The sequence below is a fragment of the Streptomyces sp. NPDC002935 genome, from assembly GCF_040611295.1.
Taxonomy (GTDB): Bacteria; Actinomycetota; Actinomycetes; order Streptomycetales; family Streptomycetaceae; genus Streptomyces.
On the sequence record NZ_JBEXNW010000062.1, the window covers coordinates 13,637 to 32,561 of the forward strand.

The 18,925-nt window shown below is 73.6% G+C and carries 2 protein-coding genes; both read right to left on the reverse strand.

The features are described 5' to 3' along the window. Positions 1-33: 33 nt before the first annotated feature. A complete protein-coding gene (locus tag ABZX90_RS42410; RefSeq protein WP_355213571.1) occupies positions 34-10,728 on the reverse strand; it encodes an SDR family NAD(P)-dependent oxidoreductase in 10,695 nt (3,564 codons plus the stop codon). Positions 10,729-10,798: 70 nt separating this feature from the next. Then, positions 10,799-18,904 carry an SDR family NAD(P)-dependent oxidoreductase gene (locus tag ABZX90_RS42415; protein WP_355213572.1) on the reverse strand — a complete coding sequence of 2,702 codons (8,106 nt, stop codon included), beginning with the start codon at positions 18,902-18,904 and terminating at the stop codon, positions 10,799-10,801. Between the last annotated feature and the right edge of the window lie 21 nt (positions 18,905-18,925).

Below are 18,925 nucleotides of genomic sequence, written 5' to 3' on the forward strand. Positions count from 1 at the left end.
ATCGGTGTCGCCCGCCCTTTTTGGCTGCGCAGTTCAGGAGATGCCGAGTTCGTCGTCGAGGAGCTCGTACAGCTCCTCGTCGCTCGCCGAGCTGAGGTCGTCTTCGTCCTCGGCTCCGCCGGCGCCTCCCGGATCGGCCGGCTCGTTCCCGTTCCAGCGGGCGAGCAGTGCCTGGAGACGCATGTTGATCTTGGTTCGGGTGATGTTGTCGATGCCGTCCGCTCCGGCGCCGTCGAGGGCGGCGGCGAGGCGGTCGAGCTCGTCGAAGACCGGCGCCGTCCCGGCCGTACCACCGGGGAGGTCTTTCAGCACCCGCCGCGCGAGCATCGCGGGCGTCGGGTGGTCGAAGACCAGCGTCGCGGGCAGCCGCAGGCCGGTGGCCTTGTTCATCCGGTTGCGGAGCTCCACCGCGGTCAGCGAGTCGAAGCCCAGGTCGCCGAAGGCCTGGTCGGGCTGGACGGCCTTGGCCGAGCTGTGTCCGAGGACGGCGGCGACCTCGGACCGGACGAGGTCCAGCACGGCCTCTTCGCGCTCGCTCTCGGGCAGGCCCGCGATCCGCTGCGCCAGCGGTACGGCAGCCGCCCGGTCCGTGCGCCGCGGCCGGCCGCCGACGAGCGCCCTGAGCAGCGGCGGCACCGGGGCGGTCGCGTTCCGCAGGGCGGCGAGGTCCAGCCGTGCCGCCACCACCAGGGGCTCCTGCAGCGCGAGCGCGGCGTCGAGGAGTTCCAGGCCGTCCTCGTCGGACAGTGGCAGGACGCCGCCGCGGGCGAGCCGGGTCCGGTCGGCGCCGCCGAGGCCTTCGGTCATGGTGCCGGTGCGCTGCCACAGGCCCCATGGCAGCGACATCGCGGGCAGGCCCTGGGCCCGGCGGCGCCGGGCGAAGGCGTCCAGGAAGGCGTTGGCCGCGGCGTAGTTGGCCTGGCCGGGGGTGCCGAGCGTGCCGGCGAGCGAGGAGAAGAGGACGAACGCCGACACGTCGCCCGCCAGCTCGTGCAGGTTCAGCACCGCGTCGACCTTGGGGCGCAGCACCATCTCCATGCGCTCCGGCGTGAGCGAACCGATCACGCCGTCGTCGAGGACGCCGGCCGTGTGCACCACGGCCGTCACCGGCGTGCCGGACAGCACCTCGGCGAGGGCGTCGCGGTCGGCCACGTCGCAGGCGGCCCAGAGCACTTCGGCACCCGCGGCGGTCAGTTCCTCCTGGAGCTCCGCCGCACCCTCGGCGTCCGCGCCGCGCCGGCTCATCAGCAACAGGCTGCGCACCCCGTGTTCGGCGACCAGGTGCCGGGCGACGAGTCCGCCCAGGGCACCGGACGCGCCGGTCAGGAGCACCCTGCCGGTCCCGAAGTCCGGGGTGGCCCGCGGGGCGTCGGCGGCGGCCCTGGCGAGCCGGGGCAGCAGGAGCGCGTCGCCGCGCAGTGCCGCCTGCGGCTCTTCGGAGGCGACGAGTCGGGGGACGGCCGTCGCCGCGACCTGCTCTGCGTCGGCGTCCTCGTCGGTGTCGAGGAGGACGATGCGGTCCGGGTTCTCCGACTGTGCCGACCGGACCAGGCCCCACACAGCGGCCTGCACGGGGTCGCCCGCTGCTGGGTCGTCCCCGGCGGCGACCGCGCCCCGGGTCACCAGCACCAGGCGGGCGGCCCGGTCCTCGGCCAGCCACCACTGGACCAGCCGGAGCACCTCGGCGAGGACGTCCCGGACCCGTCCGGCGTCGGTGCCCGACCCGGCCGGGCAGGGGACGACGACGGCGTCCACGTCCGCCTGCGCTCCGGTCTCCGCCTCGGGGGCGGCGAAGAGGGCGGCGATGTCGTCGTAGGCCCGTACGACCGGGGCGTGTGCGTCAGCAGGGGCGGTGAGAGGCGCCCACTGCACGGTGAACAGGGAGTCACGGGAGCTCGTGCGCAGCTGCTCGGCCGACACCGGGCGCAGCGTCAGCGACTCCACCGACACGACGGGACGGCCCGTGCCGTCGGCGGCCTCCAGCCGTACCGCGTCCCCGCCGGCCTGGGAGAGCCGTACCCGCAGGCCGGCCGCTCCGGTTCCGTGCACCGTGACGCGGGACCACGCGAAGGGCAGCAGGGGCCCGTCGGCAGCCGGTACGAGGCCGCCCGCGCCCAGCGCGTGCAGCGCGGAGTCGAGCAGGGCCGGGTGCACGCCGAACGCGTCCGCCTGCGCCTCGTCGGGGAGGGCGAGTTCGGCGTAGACCGCGTCGTGGCCGCGCCAGGCGGCACGCAGCCCCTGAAAGAGCGGGCCGTAGCTCAGGCCGAGGTCCGCCAGCCGGTCGTAGAAGCCGTCCAGGTCCACCGGCTGCGCGTCGGCCGGGGGCCAGCTGCTCAGGTCGGTGCCGGAGGGGGTTCCGCCGGCGGCGAGGACGCCGGTGGCGTTGCGGATCCAGGGGCCGTCGTCCCCGGCTCGCGAGTGCACGCTCAGCGGGCGTCGGCCGGAGTCGTCCTGGGCGCCCACGAGCACCTGGACCGCGACGCCGCCGTGCTCGGGCAGCACCAGCGGTGCCTGCAGGGTGAGCTCCTCGACCAGGTCGCAGCCGGTCTCGGCCGCGGCGTGGGCGGCCAGTTCCACGAAAGCCGTGCCCGGCAGCAGCACCGAGCCCAGCACCGCGTGGTCGGCCAGCCAGGGCTGGGCTTGCAGGGACAGCAGCCCGGTCAGCAGGTGGCCGCCGGCGTCCGGCAACTCCACCGCCGCGCCCAGAAACGGGTGATCGGCGGCGTCCAGCCCGGCCGCTCGTACGTCACCGGCCGGAACGCCCGCCTCCAGCCAGTACCGCTCGTGCTGGAACGCGTAGGTCGGGAGGTCGACGCGGCGCGCGCCCGGCAGGACGGCGTCCCAGTCGATGGCGACGCCGTGCACAAGGGCCTGGGCCAGGGCCAGCATCAGCCGGTTCCGTCCGCCGTCGCGGCGGCGCAGCGTCGGTACGACCGCGGCGTCCGCGTCGGCGGCCTCGATGGCGTCCTGAATGCCCGCCAACTGGACGGGGTGCGGGCTGACTTCGACGAACACGTCGTGCCCGTCGGCCAGAGCGGCCCGGATCGCGTCGTGGAACCGCACCGTCTGCCGCATGTTGCGGTACCAGTAGCCGGAGCCCAGCTCGTCCGCGGCCAGCTTCCCGCCCGTCACCGTGGAGTAGAAGGGCACGGAGCCGGGGAGCGGACTGATGCCGGCGAACCCCTCGCTCGCCTGCGCTTCGACGCGTTCGATCTGCGGCGAGTGCGCGGCGTAGTCGACGGCGACCCTGCGGGCCTGGATGCCCTCCTGTTGGGAGTGCGCGAGGAATTCGTCGAGGGCGTCGGTGTCCCCGGAGACCACAACGGTGGCGGGCCCGTTCACGGCGGCGATGCCGAGGCGGCCGGTCCACCGGCCGACCAGTTCGCGCGCCTTCTCGTCCGGGAGCGTCACCGAGGCCATGGCGCCGCGGCCCTGGAGTTCGCGGACCGCAAGGCTGCGCCGCACCACGACGCGCGCTCCGTCCTCCAGGGAGATTGCTCCGGCGATCACCGCCGCGGAGACCTCGCCCTGGGAGTGCCCCACGACCGCGTCGGGGGTCACCCCGAAGGAGCGCCACACCTCGGCGAGGGCGACCGTCATCGCCCACAGCACGGGCTGCAGCACGTCGACCCGGTCCTGCTCGACCTCGGACGTGCCGCACAGCACCGCGGTCAGCGACCAGTCCACGTGCGGGGCGAGGGCGCGCTCGCAGGCGTCGATCCGGTCGCGGAAGACCGGTGAGGTCTCCAGCAGTTCGGCGGCCATGCCCACCCACTGCGACCCCTGCCCGGGGAAGACGAAGACGGTCTTGCCGCCGGTGTGTGCGGTGCCGGTCACCACGCCGGGCGGCGTGGCGCCGCCGGCGACACCGGCCAGTCCCTGCCGGAGCTCCTGGAGGGTCTGCCCGACCACCACGGCGCGGTGTTCGAAGGCCGCCCTGGTCGTGGCCAGCGAGTACGCCACGTCGGCCGCCAAGGCCGCCTCGCCGACGTCGTCCCTGTCGTTGTCGCCGTCGTTGCCGTCCAAGAAGGACGCGAGGCTGGCGGCCTGCGCCCGCAGCGCGGCTTCGGTCCTGCCGGAGAGCATCCACGGAACGGCCGCACCGGAGTCGGACGTCGGGGGCGGTTCCTCGGTCGCGGGGGCCTGTTCGATGATGGTGTGGGCGTTGGTGCCGCTGACGCCGAAGGACGACACGGCGGCACGGCGCGGGCGGTCCGACTCGGGCCATGCGACGGCCTCCGTCAGCAGCCGGACGTCACCGGCCGACCAGTCCACGTGCGGCGTGGGTTCGTCGACGTGCAAGGTCTGCGGGAGCACTCCGTGGCGCATGGCCATGACCATCTTGATCACACCGGCGACGCCCGCGGCCGCCTGGGTGTGACCGATGTTGGACTTCAGCGAGCCCAGCCACAGGGGCTGTCCTGCGGGCCGCTCCTGCCCGTACGTGGCGAGGAGCGCCTGCGCCTCGATCGGGTCACCCAGGGTCGTGCCCGTGCCGTGCGCCTCGACCGCGTCCACATCGGCCGGCGTGAGCCCTGCGGACCCCAGCGCCTGCCGGATCACCCGCTGCTGCGAAGGGCCGTTGGGCGCGGTCAGACCGTTGGACGCACCGTCCTGGTTCACCGCGCTGCCGCGAACCACCGCCAGCACGCGGTGACCGTTGTGCTCCGCGTCCGACAGCCGCTCCACCAACAACAGGCCCACGCCCTCGCCCCAGCCCGTACCGTCCGCACCGGCCGCGAACGCCTTGCACCGACCATCGGGCGACAACCCGCGCTGCCGGCTGAACTCCACGAAAACCGTCGGGCCGGCCATGACCGTGACGCCGCCGGCCAGCGCCATCGTGCACTCGCCGTTGCGCAGCGACTGGACGGCCAGGTGCAGGGCGACGAGCGACGAGGAGCAGGCCGTGTCGATCGTGACGGCGGGGCCCTCCAGGCCGAAGGTGTAGGACACGCGCCCGGAGGCGACGCTGCCGGAGCCTCCGGTGGTGAGCAGTCCCTCGACGCCCTCGGGCAGTTCGCGCGGGCCCTGGCCGTAGTCGTGGTACATCAGGCCGGTGAAGACGCCGGTACGGCTGCCCCGGATGGTCGCCGGGTCGATCCCGGCGCGTTCGAACGCCTCCCAGGACGCCTCCAGCAGCAGCCGCTGCTGCGGGTCCATCGCCAGGGCCTCGCGGGGGCTGATGCCGAAGAAGCCGGCGTCGAACTCGGCCGCCTCGTGCAGGAAGCCGCCGTCGCGCGCGTACGTCTTGCCGTGCCGGTCGGGGTCGGGGTCGTAGAGCGCGTCGATGTCCCAGCCGCGGTTGTCCGGGAACCGGGAGATGCCGTCCCGGCCGGAGGCCACCAGCCGCCACAGGTCCTCCGGCGAGCGGACCCCGCCCGGGAGGCGGCAGCTCATGCCGACGATGGCGATCGGCTCGTCGGCGGCGGTCGCGGTCCGCCGCGCCGCGGCCCTGGCCGTGACGGCGGGGGCGTCGCCGAGGAGTTCGGTGCCGAGGTGCCGGGCGAGAGCGGCGGGGGTGGGGTGGTCGAAGACGAGGGTGGCGGGCAGGCGCAGGCCGGTGGCCGTGACGAGCCGGTTGCGCAGTTCCACGGCCGTCAGCGAGTCGAAGCCCAGGTCCTGGAAGGCGTACGTGGGCTGGACGGCCCGGGGCGAGGAGTGACCGAGCACGGCGGCGACCTCGCCCCGGACCAGTTCCAGGAGGGCCTCGTCGCGCTCGTCGGCGGCCAGACCGGCGAGGCGTTCGGCCAGGGATCCGGTGGCGGCGCGCTGGGCCGTGCCGCGTATGGAGACGCGGACGAGTCCACGCAGCAGGGCCGGTACGGTTTCTGCCGCCCGGTTGCGCAGGGCGGCGGTGTCGAGGCGGACGGGCACGAGTGCGGGCTCGTTGGAGGCGAGCGCCGCGTCGAACAGCCGCAGTCCGGCCTCGGTGGGCAGCGGCAGGACGCCGGAGCGCGCCATCCGCGACCTGCCCGCCTCGTCGAGGGCGTCGGCCATGGCGCCCTCCTGCTCCCACAGGCCCCACGCCAGCGAGACCGTGGGCCGTCCCTGGGCGTGGCGGTGCCGGGCGAAGGCGTCGAGGAAGGCGTTGGCCGCGGCGTAGTTGCCCTGGCCGGGGGTGCCGAAGACGCCCGCTGCGGAGGAGAACAGCACGAACGTCGTGTTCTGGCCGGTGAGCTCGTCCAGGTTGAGCACGGCGTCGGCCTTGGGCGCGAGGACCGCGCCCATGCGCTCCGGGGTCAGCGCGGTGATCACTCCGTCGTCGAGCACGCCGGCGGTGTGCACGACGGAGTCGACCGGGGTGGCGGCCAGCAGCCGGGCGAGGGCGTCCCGTTCGGCGAGGTCGCAGGCGGCCCACGTCGCTTCGGCGCCGAGCGCCGCGAGTTCGGCCTTCAGGTCCGCCGCACCCGGGGCGTCCGCGCCACGGCGGCTGACGAGCAGCAGCCGGCGCACGCCGTGTCCGGTCACCAGGTGACGGGCGAGGGTTTTACCCAGCGCGCCGGAGGCACCGGTGAGCAGCACGGTGCCGAGGTCAAAGGCAGTGCCCTCGTCGGGGGCGGAGGCGGCTTCGTCCGCGGGGCCGGTGGCCGCGTCCTCCGGTGCCAGGGAGGCGGCGCGGGCCAGGCGCGGTGCGCTGGCCTCCCCTTCGCGGACGACGACGTGGGGCTCGCCGGACAGCACGACGCCGGGCACGAACGCGGCCGCCTCGTCCGGGCGGTCGGTTTCGAGCAGCACGAACCGGCCGGGGTTCTCCGCCTGGGCCGAGCGCACCAGTCCGCCCGCCGCGGCGTGCGCGAGGTCGTCACAGCGCGCCACCAGCACGAGGCGCGCCGTCCGGTCCTCGGCGAACCAGCGCTGAACCAGCCGCAGCACGTCGGTGGTGACCGTGCGGACCCGCTCGGCCTCGGTCGCCCCTTCCGGGCCGTCGGGGCACGGGACCACGACCACGTCCGGCTGCGACGGCCCGTCGGCCTCAGCCAGTGCGGCGATGTCCGGGACGTACGCCACCGCCGTCCCGTCCGCGTCGTCGGCGGGCAGGGTCAGCGGCGCCCGCTCGACGGTGAACATCGCGTCACCGGAGCGCTTGCGGAGCTGCTCGGCCGACACCGCGCGCAGTGTCAGCGACTCGACGGACGCCACCGGCTCGCCGGCGCCGTCGGCCACCAGTAGGGACACCGCGTCCGTACCGGCCGGTGCCAGCCTGACCCGTAGGGTGGACGCGCCCGTGGCGCGCACGGACACCCGGGACCAGGCGAACGGCAGGAGCGGCCCGTCCGCCTGGGCAACGAGGGAGCCGTCCGCACCGCCCGCGCCGATCGCGTGCAGTGCCGCGTCGAGCAGAGCCGGGTGCAGGAGGAAGGAACCGGTGTCCGTGCCGTCGGGGAGGGCGACCTCCGCGAAGACTTCCTCGCCCGTGCGCCAGGCGCTCCGCAGGCCACGGAACGCCGGTCCGTAGGCCAGGCCGAGGGCGGCCAGCCGGTCGTAGAAGCCGTCGAGGTCGAGCGGCTCGGAGCCCGTCGGCGGCCACGCCGTGAGCGTCCGGTCGGCGGCCGCGGCGCCGGCCTCTTCGGTCCCTTCGGTGACGAAGCCGGTCGCGTGGCGGACCCACGGCAGGTCGGCGTCGTCCTCGGGGCGCGAGTGCACGGTCAGCGGCCTGCGGCCGGTGCCGTCGGCCGCGCCGACCCACACCTGAACCGCGACGCCGCCCTGCTCGGGCACCACCAGGGGCGCTTCGAGGGTGAGGTCCTCCAGTAATGCGCAGCCGGCTTCGTCGGCGGCGCGCACGGCCAGTTCGACGAACGCGGTGCCCGGCATCAGCACGGTTCCGAGCACGGCGTGGTCGCTCAGCCACGGGTGCGTGCGCAGGGACAGCCGGCCGGTCAGCAGCCGCTCGTCGCCGCCGGCCAGGGATACGGCGGCGCCCAGCAGCGGGTGGTCGGCCGAGCCCAGGCCGGCGGCGCGGACGTCACCGGGAGCGGCTGGTAAGGCGTCGAGCCAGTAGCGCTCGTACTGGAAGGCGTAGGTGGGCAGGTCGACGCGGCGGGCGCCGGGGAAGAAGGCGTGCCAGTCCGGGGAGACGCCGTGCGCGTGCAGTTCGGAGACGGCGGCGACGAGTGCGGCCCGCTCGGGGCGGTCGGCGCGCAGGGCGGGCACGGTGACCACGTCGTCGTCCAGGCAGCCCTGGGCGAGGGCGCCCAGCGCGCCCCCCGGACCGATCTCGACGAACGTGGTCACGCCCAGGTCGTTCAGAGTCCGGACGCCGTCCGCGAAGCGGACCCCTTCGCGGACGTGCCGGACCCAGTACTCGGGGGTGTAGGGCTCGGCCAGGCGGCCGGTGAGGTTGGAGACCACCGGAATGTGCGGCTTCTCGAAGGTCAGCCCGCGGACGACCTGAGCGAACTCCTCCAGCATGGGGTCCATCAGCGGCGAGTGGAACGCGTGGCTGACCTTCAGCCGGGAGGACTTGCGGCCCTGCTGCCGGAAGACCTCCGCGATCGCGGTGACCGCGTCCTCGGCTCCGGAGACCACGACCGAACGCGGACCGTTGATCGCCGCGATGCCGACGCCGTCGGTGAGGTGTGGAAGGACTTCGTCCTCGGTTGCCTGGACAGCGATCATCGCTCCGCCGGCGGGCAGGGCCTGCATGAGGCGAGCGCGGGCGGACACCAGCTTCGCGGCGTCGTCGAGCGACAGCACCCCGGCCGCATGTGCGGCGGCGATCTCTCCAACGGAGTGACCGGCCACATAGTCCGCCCGGATCCCCCACGATTCCAGGAGCCGGAACAGCGCCACCTCGACCGCGAAAAGTGCGGGCTGGGCGGCGCCGGTGCGGTGCAGTTCTTCCGAGTCGACGTCGACTGCGGCGTCGAGCTGCGCGCAGACCTCGTCGTACGCGGCGGCGAACGCCGGGTAGGACGCGTACAACTCGCGCCCCATGCTCAGGCGTTGCGATCCCTGACCGGAGAAGAGGAAGCCGACGCGCCCGCCGGTGCCGGAGAGACCGCGCGCGACGCCCCGGGCCGGGGAGCCGGACGCCACGGCCCGCAGCCCCTCGGCGAGTTCGGCCGGCGTCTCGCCCTGGACCACCGCGCGGTGCTCCAGGGCCGTGCGCGTCGTGGCGAGCGAGAACGCCACGTCGAGCGGGGGGACTTCGGCGTCCGTGCGGGACAGCAGGCGTTCGGCCTGTGCGCGCAGGGCCTCCTCGGTCTTGCCGGAGATCACCCACGGCACCGGTCCGCCCGCGACCGGGCGCGCCGCCTCCGGGGCGACGGGCTCGGCGCTCTCCGCGCCTTCCTCCGGCCCTTCCGGGGCCCCGGTGTCCTGTGCGAACGCTTCGGCCGACGGGGCTTCCTCGATGATCGTGTGCGCGTTGGTGCCGCTGATCCCGAAGGAGGAGATGCCGGCCCGGCGCGGCTGGTCCGACGCCGGCCAGGGCGTGCGCTCGGTGAGCAGCCGTACGGCGCCCGCCGACCAGTCGACGTGCGGGGACGGCGCGTCGACGTGCAGCGTGCGCGGCAGTTCGCCGTGGCGCATGGCCATGACCATCTTGATGATGCCCGCCACGCCGGCCGCGGCCTGGGTGTGGCCGATGTTGGACTTGATCGAGCCCAGCCACAGCGGATTGTCGTCGGGACGGCCCTGCCCGTACGTCGCGAGGAGCGCCTGCGCCTCGATCGGGTCGCCCAGCCGGGTGCCCGTGCCGTGCGCCTCCACCGCGTCGACCTGTGCGGTGGTCAGCTGGGCGGCGGCCAGGGCCTGGCGGATCACCCGCTGCTGGGAGGGGCCGTTGGGGGCGGTCAGGCCGTTGGACGCGCCGTCCTGGTTGACGGCGGAGCCCCGGACGACCGCGAGGACCTCGTGCCCGTTGCGGCGGGCGTCCGAGAGTCGCTCCACGAGCAGCAGGCCGGCGCCCTCGCCCCAGCCGGTGCCGTCGGCACCGGCCGCGAACGCCTTGCAGCGGCCGTCGGGTGCCAGTCCGCGCTGGCGGCTGAAGCCGACGAAGGTGGCGGGGCCGACCATCGCGGTGACGCCGCCCGCCACGGCCAGCGAGCACTCGCCGTTGCGCAGCGACTGGACGGCCAGGTGCAGGGCCACCAGGGACGACGAGCAGGCCGTGTCGACTGTGACGGCCGGGCCTTCGAGGCCGAAGGTGTAGGCCACGCGGCCGGAGGCGACGCTGCCCGAGGTGCCCGTCCCCAGGTAACCCTCCAGGTCCTGCGGGGAGTTCTGGAGGGCGGCGAGGAACTCGTGGTTCATCACGCCGGCGAACACGCCGGTCCTGCTCCCCGCCAGCGAGGCGGCATCGATTCCGGCCCGCTCGAAGAGCTCCCACGACGTCTCCAGCAGCAGCCTTTGCTGGGGGTCCATGGCAAGCGCTTCGCGGGGCGAGATCCCGAAGAGGCCGGCGTCGAACCGCGCCAGGTCGCGCAGGAACGCGCCCTCGCGGGCGTAGCTGGTCCCGCGGGACTCCGGGTCCGGGTCGTAGAGCGCGTCCAGGTCCCAGCCGCGGTCGGCGGGGAACTCCGAGACGGCGTCGCGGCCGCCTGCGACCAACTCCCACAGATCCTCGGGCGAGTCGACCCCTCCCGGGTAGCGGCAGCTCATCCCGATGATGGCCACCGGCTCCCCGGCGGCGTCCTGGTAGTCACGAAGGCGCCGCCGGGTCTCCTGGAGATCTGCGGTGACTCGCTTCAGGAAATGGCGGAGCTTGTCCTCGTTCGCCACCGAAATCGTCCCTCACCCCTGTGAAGACTTATGGGAATTCGGCAAGGGTCATCGGGACGCGCCGGAGCGGTCAGGAAATCCCGAATTCCTTGCCGAGCAGATCGAATACTTCGTCGTCCGTGGCCGATTCCAGATCGCTGCCGCCCATACCAGGGCCTTCCTGGGCCGGCGCCTTGCCGAATTCACCGGCAATCGCCAACAGGCCCTGGAGCTTTGACAGGATCCGGTCGCGAGCTTCACTCGCTGCCAACTTCGTGACCAATTCTTGTTCGACCCTGTCCAGATCGGCAAGTAGGGAATCCACTAGGGCCGGTTCGGCCGCCCCCGCCGTCTCCATGAACACATGACGGGCCAGGAGAGCGGGTGTCGGATGGTCGAAGACCAGCGTCGCGGGGAGTCGCAGCCCGGTGGCCTTGTTCAGCCGGTTGCGCAGTTCGACGGCCGTGAGGGAGTCGAAGCCCAGGTCCTGGAAGGCGTGTTCCGGCCGGACCGTACGGTCCGACGCGTGCCCCAGCACCGCGGCCACCTCGGCCCGAACCAGGTCCAGCACGGTCTTCTCCCGCTCGGCCTCATGCATCCCCTCCAGGCGCTCGGCCAGCGAGGACGCGGAGGGAGCGGCGGCGGCCTGCGCGGTCCTCCGGGCGGCCGCGGGCGGCACGAGGGCGCGCAGCACCGGCGGTGCCTCACCGGCACGCAGCGCGCCGGTGTCGATGCGGACCGGGGCGAGTACCGCCTCGTCCGAAGCCAGTGCCGCGTCGAACAGCCGCAGCCCCTCCTTGGGCGGCAGCGGCAGCACGCCGCTGCGCGCCATCCGCGCCCGGTCGGCCTCGAGGAGGCCGTCCGTCATCGCACCGGACTGTTCCCACACACCCCATGCCAGCGATATCGCGGGCAGCCCCTCACGGCGCCGGTGCGCCGAGAAGGCGTCGAGGAAGGAATTCGCCGCGGCGTAGCTCGCCTGACCGGCGCTGCCGACCATGCCGGCGACGGACGAGAACACCACGAAGGCGGTCAGGCCCATTCCCCGGGTGCACTCGTGCAGGTTCAGCACGGCGTCCACCTTGGGGCGGAAGACCTCCCTCATCCTCTCCGGTGTGAGCGAGGCGACGACCCCGTCGTCGAGAACACCCGCGGTGTGCACGACGGCCGACAGCGCATGCTCGCGCAGCCCGTCCAGCATTCCGGAGACGGCCTCCCTGTCCGCGACGTCGCAGGCCGCCCAGGTGACCTCGGCACCCGATGCGGCCAGTTCGGCCTCCAACTCGGCCGCACCGGGTGCGTCCGCGCCCCGGCGGCTCGCCAGCAGGAGTCGGCGCACCTTGTGCTCGGACACCAGGTGCCGCGCGACGAGCGCGCCCAGCGACCCGGAGGCACCGGTCACGAGGACGGTGCCGTCGGCGAGGCCCGGCAGGTCGGCGGCGGCAGTGGCTGCCCCGGTGGCCTTCACCAGGCGCGGTACGAACACCTCCCCGTCGCGGACCGCGAACTGCGGCTCACCGGAAGCGAGCGCGGCGGGCAGCACCCGCACCGCCTCATCGGTGCCCTCGGCCTCCACCAGCACGATCCGGTCCGGGTTCTCCGACTGCGCAGACCGCACAAGCCCCCACACCGCAGCATGAGCAAGATCGCCCCGACGCGTCACCAACGCCAGACGCCCCGCACGCTCCCCCGCCAACCACCACTGCACCAACGCCAGAACCTCACTCGCGATGCCGTGCACGCGGTCGGCGGTCTCCGTACCGGACCCCGCCGGGCACGGAACGACCGTGACCACCGCGACATCGGCAAGGGCCGGCTCGGCGGACAGAGCGGCCAGGTCCGCGTAGTTCCGTACGTCGAGGCCGGCGGCGGCGTCAGTCTCCGCGAGGACCGCGGGCTGCCATGCGAGGCCGAACAGCGAGTCGTCGGCACGCCTGCCGGAGCCGCCCGCCGCGAGCAGTTGCTCGCGCGACACCGGCCGCAGCGACAGTGAGCCGACCGTGGCCACCAGACCACCCGAGGCGTCGGCCACGGTCAGCGACACCGCGTCCGTACCCGTACCCGTACCCGTACGAGAGACCTTGACCCGCAGCGCCGTCGCCCCCGCGGCACGCACACCCACTTCGGACCAGGCGAAGGGCAGCAGAGGCCCGTCGACGACGGGGACGAGCCCGCCCGCGCCGATCGCGTGGAGCGCCGCGTCCAGCAGCGCCGGATGCACGGCGAACGCGCCCGCCTCCGCGCCCTCGGGGAGGGCGACCTCGGCGAGGACGTCGTCCCCGCTGCGCCACACCGACCGCAGGCCGCGGAAGACCGGGCCGTAGCCCAGGCCGAGTCCGTCCAGGCCCTCGTAGAACCCGGTCAGGTCGACGGCCTCCGCACCCGCCGGCGGCCACGCGGCGAGGTCCGCGCCGTGCGGCGGCTCGGGCAGCGCGTCGGTGAGGCGGCCGACCGCGTGCCTCACCCACGGCGCGTCGTCCGGGGCGTCCTCACGTCGCGAGTGCACGCTCAGCGCGCGCCTGCCCGGCTCCTCCTCGGCCTCGACCCACACCTGCACGGCCACACCACCGCGCTCCGGGACGATCAGCGGTGCTTCCAGCGTCAGGTCCTCGACCTGTGCACAACCGGCCTCCTCGCCCGCACGCACCGCCAGCTCCACGAGCGCGGTACCCGGCAGCAGCACGCTGTCCATGACCGTGTGGTCGGCGAGCCAGGGGTGCGTCCTGAGTGAGAGCCGCCCGGTGACCAGGAACCCGCCGGCGCCGGGGAGCGCGACCGCCGCACCGGCCAACGGGTGTTCCGCCGCGCCCAGTCCGAGTCCGGTGGCAGCGGCTCTGCCGGTGAACTCCTCGGGCGCTTCCAGCCAGAAGCGCTCGTACTGGAAGGCGTAGGTCGGCAGGTCGACGCGCCGGGCGCCCGGGAAGAGCGCTTGCCAGTCCGGGGAGAGGCCATGGGCGTGCAGCTCGGCGAGCGCGGTGACGACGGCCTGCGGCTCGGGGCGGTCGGTCCGTACGACGGGGACGGTGACGATGTCGCCGTCGAGGCAGCCCTGGGCGAGGGCGCTGAGGACGCCACCGGGGCCGATCTCGACGAAGGTCGTCACGCCCAGCTCGTGCAGCGTCCGGACACCGTCGGCGAAACGGACCGCGTCACGGACGTGCCGCACCCAGTACTCGGGCGTGTACGCCTCGGCCAGCCGACCGGTGAGATTCGAAACGACGGGAATCCGCGGCTCGTTGAAGGCCAGACCGCTGACGACCGCCGCGAACTCCTCCAACATCGGATCCATCAACGGCGAATGGAACGCGTGACTGACCTTCAACCGGGACGTCTTACGACCCTGCTCCCGGAAGACCTCACCCATGGCGACTACCGCGCCCTCCGCACCGGAAACCACAACTGACTGAGAGCCGTTGATCGCCGCGATGCCGACCTCGTCGGTCAGGTACGGCAGCACCTCGTCCTCGGCCGCCTGGACAGCGACCATCGCGCCGCCGGTGGGCAGGGCCTGCATCAGCGCGGCACGCGCCGACACCAGCTTCGCCGCGTCCTCGAGCGACAACACCCCGGCCACGTGCGCGGCCGCAATCTCTCCTACGGAGTGACCGGCCACGTAATCCGGCCGGATGCCCCACGATTCGAGAAGCCGGAACAGGGCGACCTCGACTGCGAAGAGCGCCGGCTGTGTCGAACCCGTCTGGTTGAGCTCCTCCGAGTCGACGTCGAACGGCGCGTCCAAAAGCGCGCACACCTCGTCATACGCCGTGGCGAACACGGAGTACGTCGAGTACAACTCACGCCCCATACCGATCCGCTGCGAACCCTGGCCCGAGAACAAGAACCCGACCTTGCCGCCGGTGCCCGGTTCACCCAGGACGACCCGGGTGGACGGGGCCCCTGCGACCAACGCGCCGAGCCCTTCGAGGAGTTGGTCCCGGTTCTCCCCCACCACGGCGGCCCTGTGCTCCATGGCCGAGCGTGTGGTGGCGAGCGAGAAGCCGATGTCGGCCGGCCGCGGTTCCGTGGCCAGGGACAGCAGACGCTGCGCCTGTACCCGCAGCGCCGCCTCCGTCCTACCCGAAAGGACCCACGGTACGACCGCGCCGGAGTCGGGCCCGGACGGCAACTCCGCCGGGGCGGGGGCCTGTTCGACGATCACGTGGGCGTTGGTTCCGCTGATGCCGAAGGACGACACGGCGGCACGGCGCGGCCCGTCGCTCGCAGGCCACTCCACTGTCTCGGTCAGCAGTTGTACGGCGCCGGCCGACCAGTCCACGTGCGGCGTCGGCTCGTCGACGTGCAGGGTCCGCGGCAGCACGCCGTGCTGCATCGCCATGACCATCTTGATCACACCACCGACACCCGCAGCCGCCTGCGAATGGCCGATGTTCGACTTCAGCGAACCCAGCCACAACGGCCGCTCCTCCGACCGCTCCTGACCGTACGTGGCGATCAACGCCTGCGCCTCGATCGGGTCACCCAGCTTCGTACCCGTACCGTGCGCCTCCACCGCATCGACCTGATCCGAAGACACACCCGCGTTCGCCAGCGCCTGCCGGATCACCCGCTGCTGCGACGGCCCGTTCGGAGCCGTCAGACCGTTCGACGCACCGTCCTGGTTCACCGCCGTACCGCGAACGACCGCCAGCACCGGGTGCCCGTTCCGACGGGCGTCGGACAACCGCTCCACCAGCAGCATGCCCGCACCCTCGGCCCAGCCCGTACCGTCCGCCCCCGAGGCGAACGCCTTGCACCGACCGTCCGCCGACAAGCCACGCTGCCGGCTGAACTCCACGAACGTCGAGGGAGTCGCCATGACGGTGACACCGCCGACCAGCGCCATCGAGCACTCGCCACTGCGCAGCGCCTGGGTCGCCAGGTGCAGCGCCACCAGCGACGACGAGCACGCCGTGTCGACGGTGACCGCCGGCCCCTCGAGCCCGAACGTGTACGAGACCCGGCCGGAGGCGATGCTGCCCGCGCTGCCGCTGCCCAGGTAGGCGTCCATGCCCTCCGGAGCCGTTTTCACGCGCCCGCCGTAGTCGTGGTACATCACGCCGGCGAAGACACCGGTCCTACTGCCCCGCACCGTCGCCGGGTCGATCCCGGCCCGCTCGAACGCCTCCCACGACGTCTCCAACAACAACCGCTGCTGCGGGTCCATCGCCAACGCCTCACGCGGCGAGATCCCGAAGAAGGCCGGGTCGAACTCGGCAGCCTCGTGGAGGAAGCCGCCGTGGCGCACGTAGGACTTGCCGGAGCGGTCGGGGTCCGGGTCGTAGAGGTTCTCGACGTCCCAGCCGCGGTCCTCGGGGAATCCCGACACGGCGTCGCCGCCGGAGGCGACGAGGCGCCACAGGTCTTCGGGTGACCGCACGTCACCGGGGAACCGGCAGGCCATGCTCACGATCGCGATCGCCTCGTCCGTCCCGATCACCGCGGCGATGGCGGCGTCGGCCTGCTTCTGGACGCCCAGCGTCTCGGCCAGCAGGAAGCGGGAGAGCGCGACAGGCGTGGGGTGGTCGAAGACCATGGTCACGGGGAGCCGCAGCCCGGTCGCCGCGTTCAGCCGGTTGCGGAGTTCCACCGAAGTGAGCGAGTCGAAACCGGCGTCCTGGAACGCGTGTTCCGGCTGGACGGCCTGGGCCGAGGCGTGGCCGAGCACGGCGGCGACCTCGGCGCGCACCAGGTCCAGCACCACCTGCTCGCGCTCGGCCTCCGGCAACCCGGCCAGCCGGAGACCCAGCGATCCCTTCGGCGCGCTCTGCGCAGTGCGCCGCGCGGTGCCCCGTACGGGACCGCGCAGCCCTCGCAGGACCGGCGGCACCGTGCCCTGCAGCCCGCGCAGGTCCAGCCGCAGCGGGGCGACGACGGCCCGGTCCAGGGCCAGTGCCGCGTCGAACAGCCGCAGTCCTTCGTCGACGGCTATCGGGGCCAGGCCCACCCGCTTGAGCCGGGCGAGGTCCGCCTGGTCGAGCCGGTCGGCCATGCCGCTGCCCTGCTCCCACAGGCCCCACGCCAGCGACGTGGCGGGGAGCCCCCGGGCGCGGCGGGCTTCGGCGAAGGCGTCGAGGAAGGTGTTCGCCGCCGCGTAATTGCCCTGTCCCGCGCTGCCCAGGATTCCGGACACCGAGGAGAAGACGACGAACGCCGACAGATCGCTCGTCAGTTCATGGAGGTTGAGCACGGCGTCGGTCTTCGGGCGCAGCACCTTCTCCATGCGCTCCGGGGTGAGCGCGGCGATCACGCCGTCGTCGAGGACGCCGGCCGCGTGCACCACGGCCGTCACCGGCGTGCCGGCCAGCACCTGGGCGAGGGCGTCCCGGTCGGCCGCGTCGCAAGCCGCCCAGCGCACCTCGGCGCCCCACGCGGCCAGTTCGGCCTCCAACTCGGCCGCGCCGGGGGCCTCCGCGCCGCGCCGGCTGAGCAGCAGCAGGCTGCGCACGCCGTGCCCGGCGACCAGGTGCCGGGCGACGAGCCCGCCCAGCGCACCGGACGCACCGGTCAGCAGGACGGGGCCGGCGCCGAAGTCCGGCGTGCCGGTGGCGGTCCCCGTGGCGCTCCGGGTGGCCTTCACCAGGCGCGGTACGAACACCTCCCCGTCGCGGACCGCGAACTGCGGCTCACCGGAAGCGAGCGCGGCGGGCAGCACACGCACCGCCTCATCGGTGTCCTCGGCCTCCACCAGCACGATCCGGTCCGGGTTCTCCGACTGCGCAGACCGCACAAGCCCCCACACCGCAGCATGAGCAAGATCGCCCCGACGCGTCACCAACGCCAAACGCCCCGCACGCTCCCCCGCCAACCACCACTGCACCAACGCCAGAACCTCACTCGCGATGCCGTGCACGCGGTCGGCGGTCTCCGTACCGGACCCCGCCGGGCACGGAACGACGACGACGTCCGGTGTCCCTTCCGACTCCCGCAGTGCGTCGAAGTCCGGGACGGTCTCGATCATCAGCGCGTCGGTGGCGGAGGGCAGAGTGAACGGCGTCCACTCCAGCCCGAACAGCTGATCGCCGCCAACAGCACCGGGCAATTGCTCCGCCGAGGCGGCCCGCAACGACAGCGACTCGACCGAGGCCACCGGGTCACCGGCGCCATCGGCCACGGCCAGCGTCACCGAACCGGTGGCCGTCCGCGACAGCTTCACCCGCACCATCGCCGCACCGGCCGCCTGCACGACGACGCCGGACCACGCGAACGGCAGGGCCGGGCCGTCGTCCAGCGACACCAGCCCACCCGCGGCCAGTGCGTGCAGGGCGGCATCCAGCAGCGCCGGGTGCAGGGCGAACGCCGCCGCCTCGGCAGCCGACTCGTCCGGCAGCTCGACCTCGGCGAAGACGTCGTCCCCGCCGCGCCACACCGAGCGCAGGCCCTGGAAGACCGGACCGTAGTCCAGGCCCGCAGCAGCCATGCCCTCGTAGAACGCCGTCAGGTCGACGGCCTCCGCACCTGCCGGCGGCCACGCGCCGAGCTCCGCGGCGGACGGTGCCTCTGCCGAGGACAGCACACCCGTCGCGTGCCGCAGCCACGAACCGTCGTCGACGCGCGAGTGCACGCTCAGCTGCCGCCGGCCTGACTCGTCCTCCGGGCCGACAGCCACCTGAAGGGTGACGCCGCCGCGCTCGGGCACGACCAGGGGAAGCTCAAGGGTGAGGTCTTCGATCCATCCGCATCCCGTCTCGTCGCCCGCCCGGATGGCCAACTCGACGAACGCGGTGCCGGGCAGCAGAACGGTCCCGTTCACGGCGTGGTCGGCGAGCCATGGGTGGGTTTCGAGGGAGAGCAGCCCGGTGAGCAGGGCCCCGTCGCTGTCGGCCGTCGCAATCGCGGCACCGAGCAGCGGATGGTCCGCAGCCCCCAGACCGGCGGCCCGGACGTCACCGGACGCCTGAGGAACGTCGAGCCAGTAGCGCTGGCGTTGGAAGGCGTAGGTGGGCAGGTCGACGCGGCGGCCGCCCGGGAAGAGCGCCTGCCAGTCGGGCGAAATGCCGTGGGTGTGCAGCTGCCCGATGGCGGTGACCAGGGCGTACGGCTCGGGGCGGTCGCCACGCAGGGCGGGCACGGTGACGATGTCTGTGTCGTCGTCGAAGCAGCCCTGGACGAGGGCGCTCAGCACGCCGCCCGGGCCGATCTCCACGAAGGTGGTCACACCCAGCTCGCCGAGGGTCTCGATGCCGTGCGCGAAGCGCACCGCTTCGCGCACGTGCCGCAC